We start from the raw sequence: 17276 nt of genomic DNA, 5'->3' as shown, positions 1-17276 counted from the left end.
CGGCTGGAATGCGGTCGGACCGTAGCGATGGGCCTTTGCGCTTGTCAACGCCATCGGAGGACATGCGACCGCTGCGCGCAGCCGGCTCAGCTTGGGGTGACCGCGCGTCCAAACAGGCGCAGTTCGCGGCGGATCAGGAGGGGCGTCAGCGCCGCGCCCGTAGCCAGCCCGCCGAGATGCGCCCACCAGCCGACATTGCCCTGCGGATCGAACCAGGCGGAGGCGGCCTGGAAAACGATCCAGCCACCGAGCGTGTAGACGGCCGGGATATGGATCGGGATCCATTTGAACGCTAGGCCCCAGACCCGGACGCGCGGATAGATCATCAGATAGGCGACGATGACGCCGGATATCGCGCCGGAGGCGCCAATCAGCGGCTGATCGGATTGCGGATACATCGCGGCATGGGCGAGCGACCCGCCAAGCCCGCAGAGAAAGAAGAAGGCGAGGAAGCGGGCATGACCCATCGCGTCCTCGACATTATCGCCGAAGACCCAGAGGAACAGCATGTTGCCGGCCAGATGCGCGAAGCTGGCATGCAGCAGGATGTTGCTGAAGAGCGTGAGCCAGGCCGGCGCATGGACCAGACCCTCCGGCAGTTGCGCCGCGCCGAACAGCACCGAGGGGATCAGCCCGAAACCCGCCAGAACCGCGATCTCGCCTTGCGCGCCCGGCCAGCGCCAGAGCGCGATCTGAAGCACGGCGCAGATGCCGATCAGCGCATGGGTGACGAAGGCGGAGCGTGTGAAGCGCAGCGGCACGCCGTCATAGAGCGGAACGAACATCAGCTTCAGCCGTGCCTTGTCGATGTCAGCGGTTCTGGCCCGGCACCCAGAGCACATCCCCGCCGGCCTTGGCGTTGAGGTAGCGCGAGGCGACGAAGAGGAAATCCGAGAGCCGGTTGACGTATTTCAGGGCGGGCGCGCCCACGGCTTCGCCTGCCGTGGCTGCGAGTTCCGTCATCAGACGCTCCGCCCGCCGGGACACGGTGCGCGCGAGGTGCAGATTGACGGCCGCAGGCGTGCCGCCTGGCAGCACGAAGGAGCGCAGGGGCGAGAGCGTCTCGTTCAGCCGGTCGATCTCGCCTTCAAGCCGCTCGACCTGGGCCTCGATGATGCGCAGGGGCTCGAACGCAAGCGGCTGGTCGGAGGCGGGCGTCGAAAGATCGGCACCGAGATCGAAAAGGTCGTTGCTGATGCGGCCGAGCATGGCGTCGACCTCGGCATCTTCGATGGCAGCATGGAGGCGCGCCAGGCCGATGCAGGCATTGGTCTCGTCGATCGTGCCGTAGGCTTCGACGCGCAGATCGTATTTCGGTCGCCTTGGGCCGCTCGTCAGGCCTGTGGTGCCATCGTCGCCAGTGCGGGTGTAGATGCGGTTGAGCTTGACCATGCTCCGCTTATAGCGCGGGGCGCGCCGGGCGGAAGGGCGCTTCGTCTCGCCGAGGGTGTCAGAAGGTGTAGCCGAGCTTGGCGCCGATATTGGCTGGGCCGCGCGGGGAGGCGGTTCCGGGTTGGCCCGAGCAGCCGGCGGTGCTGAAATGCTCGAGCGTCGTCACGAGGCTCCAGCTCCGGGAGAGGCGGAAGCCGAGAGCGGCGGCCTCGCGCGTACCGGTATTGCAGCCGACGCTCAGGCGATTTTCGGGAACGATGGCTCCGGTCTTGCCGTCGTTGAGGGCTGCGGCGAGGCTCGCCTCGACGAAAACGTCGCGGCTGACGTCGAAGGTCCAGGTCGCTCCCGCATATGCGTAGCGGGTGCCGTTGAGGTTGACGCTCGAGCCGAGATTGAAGCGCGGGATGAAGGTCGACGCGATGCGATCCTGAAGCGGAATGATGCGGGGCGAAAGCACCTCGGCACCGAGGTTGAAAAGTCCGTTCTCACGCCCGCCGACCGAGGCGAAACCGCCGCCGATTCGGGTTTCCCAGGAGGGAGCGGCGGGGGTGGCGGCCGGCGCGTAGCTGGAGACACCGGACGGCAGAGGCTGCGACTGTGCGAGGCAGGGCAGAGCAGCCAAACAACCGGCCAGAGACAGCAACGCGACGCGAACCATGGATACCGAGAGGTTGTGAGCAGGCGTTAATGAAGCACACATGCTCGTGTCGGGAATGTGGCGGAGGCCTGCCGGGCTTGGGCTGCCTTTCCGATAAAACAAGCGGGAAAAGCCGAGCCTTCGCAGGGGCTTCCGCGAATGCGATATCAGCCGCCGCTGCGCCACCAGAGCACGAAGACGATGATCAGAATGGCGAGAAACTGCAGCTGCACGCGCAGTTGCATCAGCCTCTGGGAGGTGTTGGCGCTGCCGCCGCGCATCATGTTGATGAGCCCGAGCAGGAGCACGACGGCAACCGCGCCGATCGCGACGGGAACGAGCGTATTCGAGAGCGTCATGCGTACGATTTAATGCGCCGGAGGAGGCTTTGCCAGCGCGATTCGCGGGTTATCCCGTAATGTCGGAGGGCCGCTCGGCCTGCGCCCGCGCCCGGCCCCGCACCGGGGCGGCAAGATCCGCGGCCAGGGCCCGCGACAGAGCCGGCAGACCGTCGAGCAGGTTCGGGACGAAAGCCTGCGAAGGAGGCAACCGCTTCGGCAGGGCATGCAGCGCCGCCGCCATGATGGCGGGATCGCGTTCGCCGTCGCCGGTTTGTGTCGGGTCCATCAGGACGTCGATTAGTTTCAGCTCGTCGGCGCGCATGGCGCGGATCGCCTGTTCGAGCCGCGGGCGCGTGCGCGGCACGATCAGGGCCGGCTTGTCGAAGGAGAGCACCTCGCAAAAGGTGTTGTAACCGCCCATGGCCACGACGCAGTGGGCCCGGTTCATCAGGAGTTCGAGGCGCGGCTCGAAGCCGAGGCCTTCCAGTTTCGGATTGCCGGCGATCCGCTCGGCGAATTCCTTGCGGTTCTCACGCGACATGAACGGACCGAAGACGATCAGCGCCGGCAGCTCGATCGTCGGGTCGGTCTCGTAGGCGGAGATCACCCAGTCGATCACGCCGGCGCCGTCGCCGCCACCGCCCGGCGTGACGAGGATGAAAGGCTGCTTGGTGATGCGCGGATGGCGGCTGGGCGGCATCGGGCTCGGCACCGCGCGCTTGAGATAACCGAGATAGCGGATCTTCTTGGCGAAGCGTTCGGGGTTGGGCAGCCCGGCCAGCGGTTCGTAGACGCTTTCGAGACCATAGACGAAAATGTCGTCGTACAGGGTGTCCAGGGCTTCGAGCGCGCCGCTCGCGCTCCACTCCTCCAGCACGGCGGCAGGCTCGTCGAGCACATCGCGCACGCCCAGGACGATTCGCGCGCCCCGGCGGCGCAGGATGTCGAGCGCCGGCTTCATCTCGCCGCGCAAGCCGACAGGCTCCTTGTCGACAATCACGACATCGGGGTCGAAGGTCAGCACGGTCTGCTTGATCAGCTCGGTGCGCAGCCGGATGGTGTCGTCGAGGTCGAGATTGAGGTGATGAGGCTGGTAGCTGCCATCGCTGAGCTTCTCGATGCCGGGAATGCGAACGTAATCGACGCCGTCACCGAACTGGAAGCTGGAGATCACCGAGGAGCCGGAGACGATGATCACCGAGATATGCGGGTAGCTCGCGATCAGCGCGTTGGCGATCGCCCGGCAGCGGCGGATATGGCCGAGACCGAAGGTGTCGTGGCTGTAGATCAGGACGCGCGGCGCATGGGGGCTACGCTGCGCCCGATCGGCGCCAGGCAGGTCGACGACGTTGGAATACACGGTACGCCGGTCCTCCGGGAAAGGCACAACGACCTCCCGAGGAGGCGAACGCAGCTGATTGCCGTTGGGTTATAGCGCGCCCAGCGACGCGATCCAAGCGCCGGCTGGTATCTCAAGATTCAAGGTCCGGAGGCGGGCGCAGCAGAGAAAGGGCCGTCGGGCAGCAGGGCGCGAGGGTCGACCAGGGAGATCGCCGGATGCGACGCCAGCAGGCGAAGCAGATCGTCGAGAAAGCTCCAGACCACGTCGTCATGGTCGCGATGATGCAGCAGGATGCCGACGGGCGCGTCGGGCGCGCTCCCGAGCCGACGGGCTTCGAGCAAGGCCGTCAACTCTGAGATGAGGGCCTCGTGGCGGCGCCCGACGCGCCCGCCCTGCCAGTCGATCACGTCGAGATGGGTGTTGAGCAGAACCGGTCCGTCATCCGCCCCGAGACGGTATCCGCGAAAGCAGGACAGAGCCCGGAAGCCCAGGGAGGCCAGGCCGGCGGCATGGGGGGTCGGCGCGATGCGGTTCCAGGGCGGGACGAAGATCGGAACAACGCTACCGCCGAAAAGCTGGCGAAGGCGCTCGGCGGCATCGGTGATCTCGGCCGCCACGGTCGCGGGGTCGCGCTCGGCGCCGAATTCGGATTTCTTGCCGCCTTGCGCAGAGTGGTTCTGGTGGCGGACGCCGTGCTGGCACGGCAGCAGCAAGGGCATGGCGCGCAAGCTCGGTGCCAGCGCTGGCTCAGCCAGCAGCGGGATGACCGCCAGCAGCACCGGAACGGCGAAGCGTTCCGTAACATCCGCCAGCCGCGACAGCGCCGGGCTTGGCGAGACGGCATCGTCGTCACGCAGCCACAGCCTTGCCTTAAGCCCAGCGTCGCTCCAGAGATCGAGTTCGGCCTGCAAGGGCGCCCAGAGCGCGTTCTTCACGGGGCGATTCCGGCTTGCTTGGCGCGATGATTGGCCCTGGCGATGGCGAGGCCTTCCGTCAGCCGATCGGCCGCGCCCCTGGGCGATCGTTGGCCGAGGGCGAAGTGGCGGGCGGCTTGCCCCATGGTTCGGCGAAGCGCTGCGTCGTGCAGCAATCGCATCAGCGCTGCCGCGAAGGCTTCCTCGTCCCCCTCCGGAGCGAGAAGCGCGGTTTTGCCCGGCGCGACCGTATCGGCGACGCCGCCGCTGTCGAAGGCGACGACCGGCAGGCCGACGGCCTGTGCTTCCAGATAGACCAGACCATAGGCCTCTCTTACGCCGGGCCAGACGAAGATGTCGTGGCGCGCCATTTCGGCCAGGGCGCGGTCCCGGTCGATCAGGCCGAGAAAGTCGACGCGGCCGGCCGGGAAGCCAGCGAACGCCGCCTCGACGGCTGCGCGCTGGCGGCCATCGCCGATGATGCTGAGGCGCCAATCGGCATCGCGGATGCGGTCGAGGATGTCAGCCAGAGCCAGATAGCTGTTCTGCTTGGTGCCCTCACGCATCATCGCGAGGGTTACGAGGCGCGGGGGATCGTTGCCGTTCACCGGCAAGGGAGGGTCTTGCGCGAAGGCGATGAAGGGCGGCAAGGGCAGCAATGCGGTGCCGGGCCGACGCCAGGGTTCGAGGCCGTGCCGGTCCCGCTCCGTGAAATAGAAATGGACGTTGCCAGCATCGAGCCCTTCACGGACGAGACGGGTGTGCGGCGCCCAATCGCCCTCGGCGCGTTTTGCGGCGTCGCTGGCTTCGGCCGTCACATAGGGGATGTTCAGCGCCTTCGCGATGGGCGGGCCGAGCAGGTCCGGGGCGCGATAATAGTTGTGATAGGTGAACCAGAGGTCCGGCGCAGCCGACGCCCCGCCGCGCCAGCTCTCGATCAGGCGGGCGCGGATGACCGCCGCCTTCGCCTCGTGGTCGGCGAGGCAGGTTGGATCGGCGCTGCGCAGATAACCGCGCGGCGCTTCGACCGGATCGACGGTGTGACCGAGGTCCCGCAGCACCGCGACGAGCTGGCGGGCCATGCGCCGGTCGCCCGAGACGCCGCTGTCATCGTACAGGTTCAGCGGAGTGTGAAAGGCGATGCGCACGGAGCTGGGGAGCGGTCGGCTCAGCGATAGGGATCGGCTGCGTCCCGCAGGCCATCGCCGAGGAAGTTGAAGGCCAGGATGATCAGGATGACCGGCACGACGGGATAAAGCAGCCAGGGGTAGAGCGCCACCACATTGATGTTCTGCGCCTCGTTCAGCATCACGCCCCAGCTGGTGATCGGGGGACGCAGGCCGAGGCCGAGGAAGGACAAAGCGGTTTCGCCCAGGATCGTCTTGGGAATCGTGATCGTCGCCGAGGCGATCAGATGGCTCATGAAACCCGGTACCAGATGCAGCGCGATGATGCGCTTGGGCTTGGCGCCCATCAGCTGCGCTGCAACGACGTAATCTTCCTCCCTTAGCGAGAGCAGCTTGGAGCGCACGGAGCGCGCCAGCCCGGTCCAGTCCATCAGGCCGAGAATCACGGTGATGCCGAAATAGACGACGATCGGGCTCCATGACGGCGGCATCACGGCCGCCAGCGCCAGCCAAAGCGGGATATGCGGCAGCGATTGCACGATCTCGATGATGCGCTGAACCACAAGATCGACGCGCCCGCCGTAATAGCCGGCGATGCCGCCGATGATGATACCCAGCACGAAGGAGATGCTGATGCCGATCAGGCCGATCGAAAGCGAGATGCGCCCGCCATAGAAGATGCGCGAGAGCATGTCGCGGCCGAGCCTGTCCGAGCCGAGCCAGAAGAAAGTGCCGTTTTCGGGCGGGCAGACGAGATGGAGATTGCCTGGGGCCAAACCCCAGAAATCATAGGCGTCCGCCCTGCAAAAGAAGCGCAGCTTTTCCGGCTTCGTCCGGTCCTCCGTGTACTCCCGCTTCAAGTTCTCCATGTTGAGCTGGAGCTTGTAGGGATAGACGAAGGGGCCGAGAAACTGGCCCTCGTGGATCAGATGGATGCTCTGTCCCGGCGCGCGGATGAAGTCGGTGTTGCGGGTCGTATAGTGGTAGGGCGCCAGGAATTCGGCGAATGCCGCCATGCCGTAGATCGCGAAGATCACGAAGGCCGAGATCAGCGCGAGCCGGTGCTTGCGGAACTTCCACCACATCAGCCGCAACTGGGAGGCAAGATAGACCCGCTCCTGCTCGGGCGTCATCGCCTCGACGGCATAGGGCTCGAACGGCGCGTCCGAGGCGCCATGCGGCAGCGGCGCGCCGTCCGGTGGCAGATCCCTCAGCGAACTCGCCGTCACGTGAACACCGTCACTTCGCACACCGTCACTTCGCACACCGTCACGTGAACACCGTCACTTGGTCGCAGTCCCCTGCAAGCGGATGCGCGGATCGAGCATGGCGAGCGCGATGTCGGAAATCAGAACGCCGATGACGGTGAGGAAGGAGAGAAACATCAGGAACGAGCCGGCGAGATACATGTCCTGACTCTGCAGCGCCCGGATCAGCAGCGGGCCGGTGGTCTGCAAGGACAGCACGATGGCGACCACTTCCGCGCCCGAGACGATCGAGGGCAAGATGTCGCCGATGTCGGAAATGAAGAAGTTGAGCGACATGCGCAGCGGGTATTTCCGCAGCGCCTTGCCCGGTGGCAGGCCCTTGGCCCTTGCGGTGACGTAATACTGCTTCTGCAACTCCTCGAGCAGATTGGCCCGCAGCGCTCGGATCATGCCCGCCGTGCCGCCGGCCCCGATGATGATGACGGGTATCCAGAGATGCTCTAGCACCGATTTGAGCTTGGCCCAGCTCAGGGGCTGATTGAGATAATGCGGATCGACGAGGCCACCGATCGAGGTCCCGAACCAGATATTGGCGCAATACATGAACACCAGCGCCAGCAGGAAATGCGGGACGGCAAGCCCGATCAATCCGATGAACGTCAGGCCGTAATCGCCCCAGCTGTACTGGTGGGTAGCGGAATAGATGCCGATCGGGAAGGCCACGATCCAGGTGAAGATGATGGTCGCGAAGGAAACCAGCATCGTCAGGATCAACCGGTCGCCGACGATCTCACTCACCGGACGCTGGTATTCGAAGGAGTACCCCATATCGCCGTGCAGCAGGCCCGCGACCCAGCGGACGTAGCGCTCCACCGGCGGCTTGTCGAAGCCGTATTCCTTCTTCAGGAACTCGATCCGGCTCATATCCGCCTTTTCGCCCTGGGCCTGCATCTCGGCCGCGAGCGTCTCGAAATAATCCCCGTCCGGTAGGTTGATGACCGTGAAGATCAGCGCACTGGTGACGATCAGCGTCGGGATCATCACCAGGATACGCTTCAGAATGTAGCGGAAGAGCACGCGATCAGCCCTCGCCCTGGGTCTTGCGGTCGAACCAGAAGGCATCCGGCATGTAGCGGCCGAGGAAGGCGCCGGGCTCGAAGCTGTAGAGCCCTTCGGCCGGCACATTGCGCAGATCGCGCGATGCCACGACCGGCTGCAAGGTGCCGTTGATGACGCCGATGGTGAAAAGTTGGTCGGCGTTGATGGCGAGCATCTCCTTCCAGATTGCGCGGCGCTCGTCCCGGGTCACACTGATGCGCCAGCGCTGGTACAGCTGCACGAGGTTGTTCGCTTCGGCCAGGGCCGGGCGCTCGCCCTCGCGACCATTGCTCTCGATGAACTGGCCCCAGCGCGGCCATTGATATTGCGCGGGCGAGGTCGGGGCCAGCGCGTCGGGCTCCATGTCGGGCGTGACGAGCGCGTTGTCCATGCCGGCCCAGCCGGACATCACGGTCTGGCCGGCGACGATGCGGCGGCGAAACACGTCGCGCTGCGCCGAACGTGGATAGATCTTGATGCCGACCTCGATGAAGTCCTGCTTCACCAGATCGAGGATATCGGTCTCCTCGGTGTTTTCGCCGGCGGTCTCGATGCTGAATTCCAGGCGGCGTCCATCGGGAAGCAGGCGCACGCCATCCTCATCGCGCTTGGTCAGGCCGATCTCGTCGAGCAGGCGGTTGGCGAGCGCCGGATCATGCTGCGTCCAGAGCTTCGCGAGGCCGGCATCGTAAAGCGGACTTTCCGGCAAGGCGGTGTTCCCGCTGACGCGGGCGAGGCCGAAGAAGATGACCTTGTTGATATCCTCGCGATTGATCGCCACCGAGAGCGCCCGGCGATAGCGCAGGTCGCGATTCAGGTCGCGCCAGACCGGGTCGATGGCATTCAGGTTCGGCAGCAGCGCGAAGAAGGACCCCTCGGCCCGCTTCCACAGTTTGACGTCGAAGTTCATCCGCTTCGAGGCGTCCTTGAGGAAGGTGTAGTTGTCGAAGCGCAGATAGCGCGACTGAAGATCGGCCTCGCCGGCCGCCGTCTTCGCCGGAACCAGAGAGCCGGTGCCGATGGTCATCGTGGCGCGGTCGGCATAGGGCAACTGCCGGCCGTTCTCGTCGATGCGATGGAAATAGGGGTTGCGCTCGAAGACGAACTGCTCCGCCGGCAACGGCGTGGTGTTGCGCCAGGGTTCGAGCGTCGGCAGCTTGGGGTTTTCGGGGCGATACATCCGCGAGTTGCGCTCATGCAGCGCGCCCCAGTCCCGCACGCGGTTTTCCGCGACCTTGACCGCCAGATCCTGCTTGTCGGCATGGCGCTGGTGGAACTGCCTCAGATATTGCGAGGGCATGAAGATATAGGTCGGCTGGGCATCGGCGAGCGCGGGCAGGAAGATCGGGTTGGGGACCCGCCAGCTATAGCGGATCTCGGTTTCGCTCAGGATCTCGATTCCGGGGGGTTCGCCGCCCGAAAGCAGCGATTGCGGCGGCCCTCCGGGCGAGAGCCGCTTGTCGTTGGCGACGTCCTCCCACCAGTAGCGGAAATCCTCCGTCGTGAAGCGCGAACCGTCCGACCAGCGATGGCCGGCGCGCAGCCGCAGGGTAAAGATGCGGCCCTCCTCGACGCGGAAATCCTCGAGAAGGTCGGGGACGAGCTCGAGGTCGTCGTCATAGACGACAAGCCGGGTGTAGCCGTAGAGCGTCATCATGCGCAGGTCGCGCTGGTCGCCCATCAGCATGCGGATATCGCCGCCATGGCGCCCCGGCAGGCGGCCACGCTTGGCCATGTCGATCAGGCGGGGATTATCCGGGAGGCGCTCGCCGAGCGGAGGCAATGCGCCGGCTGCGATCCGCTCCGCGAAATAGGGGCTGTCGATCGCCCCCGCCTGCGCGGCCAGGCCGAGTCGGGGCCAGGCGAGAGGCGTCAGGGCGGCGGAGCCCATCAGCAGGGCCGTGCGGCGGGTCGGGTGGGTGTCGCTGCCGCTCATGCGACCAGCTCCTTGCGGTCGGCGTCAGACCTCGCCAGCACATAGTGCCCATCGCCGAGCGGCAGATGGGACAACTCGCTGCCGGTCTCGCCGTTGCGGAAAGCCGGGGTCCAGTGCCTCTCGTCGGACGCGCCGCCCGGAGCCGTCAGCTTGAAGTCGAGCTTACGGTCGAGGTCGGCGAAGGGCACCGAGCGCAGCAGCGCCTTGGTGTAGGGGTGCACCGGGGCGGTGAAGATCAGGTGCCGGGGTGCGATCTCGACGATGCGGCCATTGGCCATCACCGCGATGCGGTCGGCCATATAGTTCACCACCGCGAGATTGTGGGAGATGAACAGGAAGGTCAGGCCGCGTTCGGCCTGAAGGTCCTTGAGCAGGTTCAGGATCTGCGCCTGAACCGAGACGTCGAGCGCCGAGACAGGCTCGTCGCAGATGATGAGATCGGGATCGAGCGCCAGCGCGCGCGCGATGCCGATGCGCTGGCGTTGCCCGCCGGAAAAGGAATGCGGGTAGCGGTTCAGGAAGCGGACATCGAGCCCGACATCCTCCATCAGCTGCTTCACGCGGTCGTTCTGGGCCTCCCTCTCGCCGCGCTCGTGAATGATCAGCGGTTCCCGCAGGATGTTCTTCACCGTCATGCGCGGAGACAGCGACGACACCGGGTCCTGGAAGATCATCTGCACGCGCGGTCGGAAGGCCCGCAGCGCCTCGCCCTTGAGGCCGAGCATATCGACGCGATCGCGGCCGTCGTCGAAGATCACCTCGCCTTCGTCGGCGGTGACGGCGCGCATGAGGATCTTGCTGACCGTGGTCTTGCCGCAACCGCTCTCGCCGACCAGACCCAGGCACTCGCCGCGCCGAATGTCGAAGCTGACATCGTCCACCGCCCTGACCGCCGTCTGCGTGCCCTTGCCGAAAAAGCTGCGCGAACCGGTGACATAGGTCTTGCTGATGTGGCTGACGCTGAGCAGCGGCGTGTCTTCGCCGCCAGAGGCTGGGGCGGATTTCACTGGGGCTGCCGCCGGCGGCTTATGCAAGGCCGGCCTGGGCTTGGCCTCGCGCAGGGCGACCAAGCGCTCGCCCTCCTTCATGTCGAAATGGGGCGAGGCGTTCAGCAGCGCCTTGAGATAGGGATGCTGCGGGCGGCGGAAGATGTCCTCCGCGGTGCCACGTTCCATGATCTCGCCATGGAAGATCACGAACACCTCGTCGGCCATGTTGGCGACGACGCCAAGGTCGTGGGTGATGAGCAGGATCGCCATGCCCATCTCGGCCTGGAGGTCGCGCATCAGGTCGAGCACCTGCGCCTGGATGGTGACGTCGAGCGCGGTCGTGGGCTCGTCGGCGATCAGCAGCGCCGGCCGGCAGATCAGCGCCATCGCCAACATTGCCCGCTGGCGCAGGCCGCCCGATAGCTCGAAGGGGTAGGCCGAAAAAGCCCGGTGCGGGTCCTTGAAGCCGACGCGCTTGAGCATCACCTCGATCTGTTCGCGGGCCTCCACTTTCCCGACCGGGAGATGCAGCAGCAGCGCCTCCTGGATCTGGTCGCCGATGGTATGGACCGGGGAGAGCGAGGACATCGGCTCCTGGAAGATCATCCCGATCCGCCCGCCGCGCAGCGCGCGGATGCCGGAGCCCTCGGCCGGCAGACCGGCGATATCGATGACAGCGTCCGGCGCCGCCGGGTCGCGAAACAGGATTTCGCCGCCCGTGACCGAGCCGGCGCGTGGCAGCAGGCCCATGATCGCTTGCGAGATCACCGACTTGCCGGACCCTGATTCACCGACCAATGCGACGGTCTTTCCTGCCGGGATGCGCAGGCTGACGCCCTTCACGACATCGCGAGCGAGCCCGTGGATGGTGAAGCCGATCCGCAAATCCGTGACGCGCAGGATATCCATGACCCGAAACGACGCTCACCCTCGACCATGGCGGTTATGCAACCCCGACGCCACTAGACGTTGAAAGTTCCGTCTTGCCAATGGCTTTTGACGGTTGCGCGGGCAGAATGAGGGATGTGCCAGCCGCTGATCACAGATGGGCGACGGCGGGCCGCTGCGTTACCGCGATCGTCCTAATCGAACGGTCATTCGGACACAGAGACGGTTTGCCGATATGGACGATCGCCATTGCGACGCCTAAGTGAAGCAGACCGGGCTTAGCCAGTCCGGACAGGATCGCGCCTTGGATTCCAACCTCTTCCGTTACATCTGGCAGAAGAGCCGGGGCGAACAGATCCTCGTCCTGCTGATCATCCTTGTCTCGATCCCGTTCAACTGGGCCTCGTTCGACGTGCCCAAGCGCATCGTCAACGACGCGATCCAGGGCGGCGCCTTCAAGAACGGCAAGACCACCGCGACGCTGTTCGAGATGTCGTTCCACCTGCCCGACTGGCTCGGCGGGGCCGGGTTCAAGCTGTATGACGGGCTCCAGGTCAACCAGCTCGGGCTGCTGCTCGGCCTGTCGTCCTATTTCCTGCTTCTCGTCCTGATCAACGGGGCGTTCAAATATGTCGTGAACCTTCGCAAGGGCATCCTGGGCGAGCGCATGCTGCGCCGGATGCGCTACGACCTGTTCAGCCAGCTGATGCGCTTCCGGCCCGAGGAGATCCGCGCGGTCAAGCCGGCCGAGATCGCCAGCATGATCAAGGATGAGGTCGAGCCGGTCGGAGCCTTCGTCGGCGATGCCTTCATCCAGCCGGTCTTCCTGCTCAGCCAGGCACTGACGGCGCTCATCTTCATCATGGCGCAGAGCTTCTGGCTGGGCTCGATCGCGTTGCTGATCGTGCTGGCTCAGGCGATCATCATTCCGATCCTGCGGCGCGAGCAGTTGCGGCTCGGGCGCGAGCGGCAGATCGCCTCGCGCTCGCTCGCCGGGCGCATCGGCGAGATCGTCGATGCCGGGCCGATGATCCAGGCCCATGGCGCGACCGCCTATGTCCAGGCCGATATCGCCGGGCGGCTCGGCACGCTTTTCGACATCCGCTACGATCTCTACAAGCGAAAATTCGCGGTCAAATTCCTGAACAACCTGCTGGCGCAGATCACGCCGTTCTTCTTTTATGCGATCGGTGGTTTCTTCGCGCTGCAGGGCAGGCTCGACATCGGCCAGCTCGTGGCGGTGATCGCCGCCTATCGCGACCTGCCGCCGCCGATCAAGGAACTGATCGACTGGGACCAGCAGCGCAACGACGTGACGATCAAATACGAACAGGTCATTTCCCAGTTCAACAGCGACGACACGCTGGTGCTCGAGGACGAAGATGGCTTCGTGCCGCTGCCGGAGCAGGGTGAGATCCGCATCGAGTCGCTGCAGATGCTCGACAATCGCGGCCAGCCGCTGCTGATGCCGTTTTCGCTGGCGGCGCATCGTCCGGGCGTGGTCGCGGTCGTCGGCCCGCATGGCGGCGGCAAGGACGTGCTGGGCCGGATCCTGGGACGGCAGGCGACAAACTACACCGGCCGCGTCTTCATCGACGGCAAGCCGCTATCCGACATGTCGGTCGAGCGCGCGAGCCATGTCATCGGATATGCCGGCGACGAGCCGGAACTCATCGCCGGCTCGATCAGCGACAACATCCTGCTGCCGCTGAAACGGCAGCGCCCGGCCCTGAAGCGCAACCAGGACGTCAACGGGCCGGAGCATCGGCGGTTCATCGAGTCGATCCGTTCCGGCAACTCGCCCTTTCCCTACGAGGCAGACTGGACCGATTACGAGGGCGCAGGCGTGGCCGACGCGCCGGCGCTCGCGGCGCGGGTTCGCGAATTGCTCGATGTGTTCGGATGCACGGAGGACGTCTACCAGCTCGGGCTCGGCGGCAAGGTCATGCCGCCGCTGAGCGAGGAGGCGACGGGGCGCATCATCACCGCGCGGCAGGCTGTCGCCGCCGAGCTGAAGCGCGCCAAGTTGGGCGAACTGATCGAGCGCTTCGCCCTCGACCGCTACAACGGCAATGCGACCGTGGCCGAAAACCTGATCTTCGGCACGCGTACCAGCCCGCGCTTCGACAATATGGGGCTGCTGTTCGAGCCCTATGCTCACGCGATCCTGAAGGCGGAGGCGCTGATCGAGCCTCTCGCCGAGATGGGCGCGCGCATCGTCTCGACCGTCGTCGAAATCTTCAGCGGCCTGCCGCAGGGACATGCTCTGTTCGAGCGCTATTCCTTCGGCGCCGGCTTCGATTTCGAGCGCCTGAACGAGCTTGCCGATATTCTGGCCAAGCAGGATGTCCGTTACCCGCTGGAGCCGGCCACCGAGCGTGACCTCGTCGCACTGGCACTCGGCTATATCGAGCCCAAGCACCGGCTTAATCTGATCGATGATCGCTTGCGGCGTCGCGTCCTGCGCGCGCGGGCCAGTTTCAGGGCGCATCTGCCGGCCGACGCCACGGACGATGTCGATTTCTATGATCCCGAAAGGGTGATGCTGGGCGCCAATGTGCGCGACAACCTGATGTTCGGGCGCATCGGCTACGGCATAGCGGAAGCCGAGCGGCAGGTTGCCGAGGTGGTGCATCGTGCGCTGGAGCGCTCCGGCCTCGAGGATGCGCTCTATCGGCTGGGGCTGGACACGGAAAGCGGCATCAGGGGGCGCTATCTTCCGGCGCGGCTGCGACACGCGGTGCCGCTGGTTCAGGCACTGGTCAAGGCGCCGCAGATTGCCGTGCTCGATCTCGGCGGCCTGCTGGCGATTTCCGACGAGCCGGAAGAGATCGTCAGCCGGCTGCGCGATTATTGCGCGGGAAAGACGCTGTTTCTTCTGCTCGCCGATGGTAAACTGGCGACTGGGGCACCCGTGCGCGTGGCATTCCACGGAGCCGCAGGCACGATCGAGCAGGACGGTTCCGCTGCTGCCGATGACGAGGCCGGTGGCGAGACGTCGCAAACCCCGGTGCTGGAACAGATGGAGGCGCGGTCATGACACTCGAAAACGACATCGGCTGCCTGAAGGCATTACCCCTGTTCCAGAATCTGCCGGCTTCGCGGCTCAAGCTCGTCGCTCTGATGGGCGAAAGGCTGCGTTTCTCCGGCGGCACGGCGATTATGCGGGATACCGAACGACCGGACGGCGTCTATGTCATCCTGCAGGGCGAGGTCGAATTCACGCAGGACCGTGACGATGGCCTCGGCCATCGCTTCCGGAAGGAAGCCGGCAGCATCTTCGGAGACGTCTCACTGCTGAGCGGAGAGCGGTTCGTCGGCCGGGTCAGCGCCAAGAGCGACGTCGAGGCGCTGCGGATCCCGCGCGACCTGTTCTTCGAATTGTTGCAGACCGTCCCGGAGTTCAGTCTCGCCATCTGCCGCGACCTTGCCGGCCGGGTGGCGCGGCTCGCCAATGTGCTGCTGAGCGACGACGAGAGCGTGTCTTGATGCGGAGCATCGTATGAGTCTTCCGCGCGCCTCGAACGATGGACGCGGCACGATGGGTGCCGGCATGAGCGCCGGCATGGAGCAGGTTTCCTCCTGGAGCCGGGACATCCGTCTCGTTTCCGGGCTCGTCCTGCTGGCCTTCGCCACCACGCATTTCCTCAACCATGCGCTCGGCGTGTTCGGCCTGGCCGTGATGGAGGAGGCGCAGGCCTGGCGCTATGCGCTGTGGCACAGCTGGCCAGGCACGGTCGCGCTCTATGCTTCCTTCGTGGTCCACCCGCTGTTCGCGCTGCTGCGGGTCGCCCAACGGCGGACCTTCAAGATGCCGGTGCGGGAGATGCTGCAGATCGCGCTGGGCCTCACGATCCCGCTGCTGCTGGTCGATCACATCATCACGACGCGGGTGATGGGCGCCTATTACGGCGTCGATGAAAGCTATCATTCGGTCTTGCGGCGGATCTGGCCCAACTATGCGCTGAAGCAGTCGCTGCTCCTGCTTCTGGTCTGGACTCACGGCATCATCGGCATCCACTTTCTGCTGCGCGCTCGAGAGAGCTACCGGCATTGGCGCGATGTCTTCATGCTCGGTGCCGTGCTGGTGCCGCTGCTGGCGTTGATCGGGTTTTCGGTCGGCGCACGCGAAGCGATGCAAATGAGTCTGCCGCCGGAGTTGATGACCCAGGCGCAGGAGGCGATGTTCAGCTTCAACGTCACGACGGCGAAGGGGACATTCTACGGGCTCGTCGGCTTCTTCATTCTGTTCGTCGGCATCCGTGAGTTCCGGGTGCGGACGACGCGGCAGATCACGATGCGCTTTGTCGGCCATGGCACGCAGCGGGTCGCGCCGGGACCGACGGTGCTGGAGATGTTCCGGCGCTTTGGCATTCCGCATGCGGCGCTATGTGGCGGGCGGGCGCGCTGCGCGACCTGCCGGGTGCTGGTCGTCGACGGGGCCGATCGCCTCCCGCCTCCGACCATGAACGAAGCCAAGTTGCTGAAACGCATCTCGGCGCCCGACCGGGTGCGGCTGGCCTGCCAGATCAGGCCTCGCGACGATCTGCAGGTCCAGATCCTGCTGGCCTCGCGTCTCAACGCCGCGCCCGGCCGCACGCTCGAGCCCGACGCGATGATGGGCAAGCGCGGCCTGACGGTTCTCGTCGCGGATCTGCGCGCCTTTTCGGCGCTCTCGGAGCGGCAATTGCCGCAGGAGTTGATCGGGCTGCTCAACCGCTTCTTTGACGAGATGGGACAGGCCATCACAGCCCATGACGGTCGCATCGACGCGTTCTATGGCGACGGCTTCATGGCCGTGTTCGGGCTGGAGGGCACGCCCGCGCGTGCAGCCCAATCCGCGATTGCCTCTGCGGCCGACATCGTGCGCGCGGTCGAGGCGCTGAACCGCGAGTTCGGTGCCGCGCTGCCCCTGCCCCTGCGCATCGGCATCGGCATCCATAGCGGCGACACCATCACCGGCTCGGTCGAAAACGAAAATCTCGGCCGGCGCGACATCACCGTTGGCGAAACCGTGATGATCGCGAGCCAGCTTGAATCGGCGACGCGGCGCGTGCTCGCCGATGTCGTGGTCTCCGAGGAGACGATCCGCGCCAGCGGGCGCAGCTATGCCGGGACCATGCCCTTGAAGGTGCCGATCAAGGGGCGCGAAAAGCCGTTGAACGCCTTCGGCTTCGTCAGCGCGCCGGAGCAGCGCAACAGGCGCGAGCCGGCCAAGGACAGCAAGGCGCCAAAGGACAGCAAGGCGCCAAAAGAGCAGACCCCTCCGGACAAGGAAGCAGCCAAGCCCGCGGCAGACCTCGCGCTGTCCGACGAACCCAACGAGACTGTCTCCGGCCGAAAGCCTGTCACGGAACCCTGACGTCTTGTCCTGTACTGGCTTTCAATGCTGCGGCTGCCTATG

Annotated in this window: 14 protein-coding genes; 3 read left to right on the top strand and 11 right to left on the bottom strand. The window is 65.5% G+C overall.

The window, feature by feature from the left end; all coding sequences use genetic code 11:
• Positions 1-86: 86 nt before the first annotated feature.
• The 11 genes from AC1DR6_RS17500 to AC1DR6_RS17450 all read right to left on the bottom strand — a co-directional run bounded on the left by AC1DR6_RS17500 (position 87) and on the right by AC1DR6_RS17450 (position 11893).
• Positions 87-785: a rhomboid family intramembrane serine protease gene (locus AC1DR6_RS17500; RefSeq protein ID WP_476830531.1), complete on the bottom strand. Its 699-nt coding sequence runs from the start codon at positions 783-785 to the stop codon at positions 87-89.
• Between the two features lie 25 nt (positions 786-810).
• Positions 811-1392 carry a cob(I)yrinic acid a,c-diamide adenosyltransferase gene (locus tag AC1DR6_RS17495; protein ID WP_476830530.1) on the bottom strand — a complete coding sequence of 194 codons (582 nt, stop codon included), beginning with the start codon at positions 1390-1392 and terminating at the stop codon, positions 811-813.
• A 58-nt stretch (positions 1393-1450) separates the two neighbouring features.
• Entirely contained in the window at positions 1451-2050 is a 600-nt protein-coding gene (locus AC1DR6_RS17490; RefSeq protein ID WP_476830529.1) for an acyloxyacyl hydrolase, read from the bottom strand.
• A 146-nt stretch (positions 2051-2196) separates the two neighbouring features.
• Entirely contained in the window at positions 2197-2388 is a 192-nt protein-coding gene (locus AC1DR6_RS17485) for a twin transmembrane helix small protein (protein ID WP_076438475.1), read from the bottom strand.
• A gap of 49 nt (positions 2389-2437) precedes the next feature.
• Positions 2438-3730, bottom strand: a complete 1293-nt coding sequence (locus AC1DR6_RS17480; protein WP_476830528.1) for a glycosyltransferase family protein — start codon at positions 3728-3730, stop codon at positions 2438-2440.
• Positions 3731-3849: 119 nt separating this feature from the next.
• Entirely contained in the window at positions 3850-4647 is a 798-nt protein-coding gene (locus tag AC1DR6_RS17475) for a polysaccharide deacetylase family protein (protein WP_476830527.1), read from the bottom strand.
• A complete protein-coding gene (locus tag AC1DR6_RS17470; RefSeq protein WP_476830526.1) occupies positions 4644-5774 on the bottom strand; it encodes a glycosyltransferase family 4 protein in 1131 nt (376 codons plus the stop codon). The genes AC1DR6_RS17475 and AC1DR6_RS17470 overlap by 4 nt, the downstream gene beginning before the upstream one ends.
• A 20-nt stretch (positions 5775-5794) precedes the next feature.
• On the bottom strand, positions 5795-6967 hold the full coding sequence (locus tag AC1DR6_RS17465) for an ABC transporter permease (RefSeq protein ID WP_476830637.1): 1173 nt from the start codon (positions 6965-6967) through the stop codon (positions 5795-5797).
• Between the two features lie 69 nt (positions 6968-7036).
• Positions 7037-8038, bottom strand: coding sequence for an ABC transporter permease (locus tag AC1DR6_RS17460; protein ID WP_476830525.1), 1002 nt, complete (start codon positions 8036-8038; stop codon positions 7037-7039).
• A gap of 4 nt (positions 8039-8042) precedes the next feature.
• The gene (locus tag AC1DR6_RS17455) at positions 8043-9995 is read right to left on the bottom strand and encodes an ABC transporter substrate-binding protein (protein ID WP_476830524.1); all 1953 of its coding nucleotides are present in this window, start codon (positions 9993-9995) and stop codon (positions 8043-8045) included.
• On the bottom strand, positions 9992-11893 hold the full coding sequence (locus AC1DR6_RS17450; RefSeq protein WP_476830523.1) for an ABC transporter ATP-binding protein: 1902 nt from the start codon (positions 11891-11893) through the stop codon (positions 9992-9994). The genes AC1DR6_RS17455 and AC1DR6_RS17450 overlap by 4 nt, the downstream gene beginning before the upstream one ends.
• 283 nt (positions 11894-12176) lie before the next feature.
• Here AC1DR6_RS17450 and AC1DR6_RS17445 point away from each other — a divergent pair, with 283 nt between their 5' ends.
• From AC1DR6_RS17445 to AC1DR6_RS17435, 3 genes are read left to right on the top strand one after another with little or no spacing between them, the layout of a single operon-like run.
• Positions 12177-14912, top strand: coding sequence for an ABC transporter transmembrane domain-containing protein (locus AC1DR6_RS17445; protein WP_476830522.1), 2736 nt, complete (start codon positions 12177-12179; stop codon positions 14910-14912).
• On the top strand, positions 14909-15361 hold the full coding sequence (locus tag AC1DR6_RS17440; RefSeq protein ID WP_476830521.1) for a cyclic nucleotide-binding domain-containing protein: 453 nt from the start codon (positions 14909-14911) through the stop codon (positions 15359-15361). The genes AC1DR6_RS17445 and AC1DR6_RS17440 overlap by 4 nt, the downstream gene beginning before the upstream one ends.
• Before the next feature lie 13 nt (positions 15362-15374).
• Positions 15375-17234 carry an adenylate/guanylate cyclase domain-containing protein gene (locus AC1DR6_RS17435; protein WP_476830520.1) on the top strand — a complete coding sequence of 620 codons (1860 nt, stop codon included), beginning with the start codon at positions 15375-15377 and terminating at the stop codon, positions 17232-17234.
• The last annotated feature ends 42 nt before the right edge of the window (positions 17235-17276 follow it).

The organism is Allobosea sp. P5_A5 (assembly GCF_056400625.1).
Note: the sequence above shows the minus strand (reverse complement) of the source record. Positions and strands in the feature narration are given on the sequence as shown.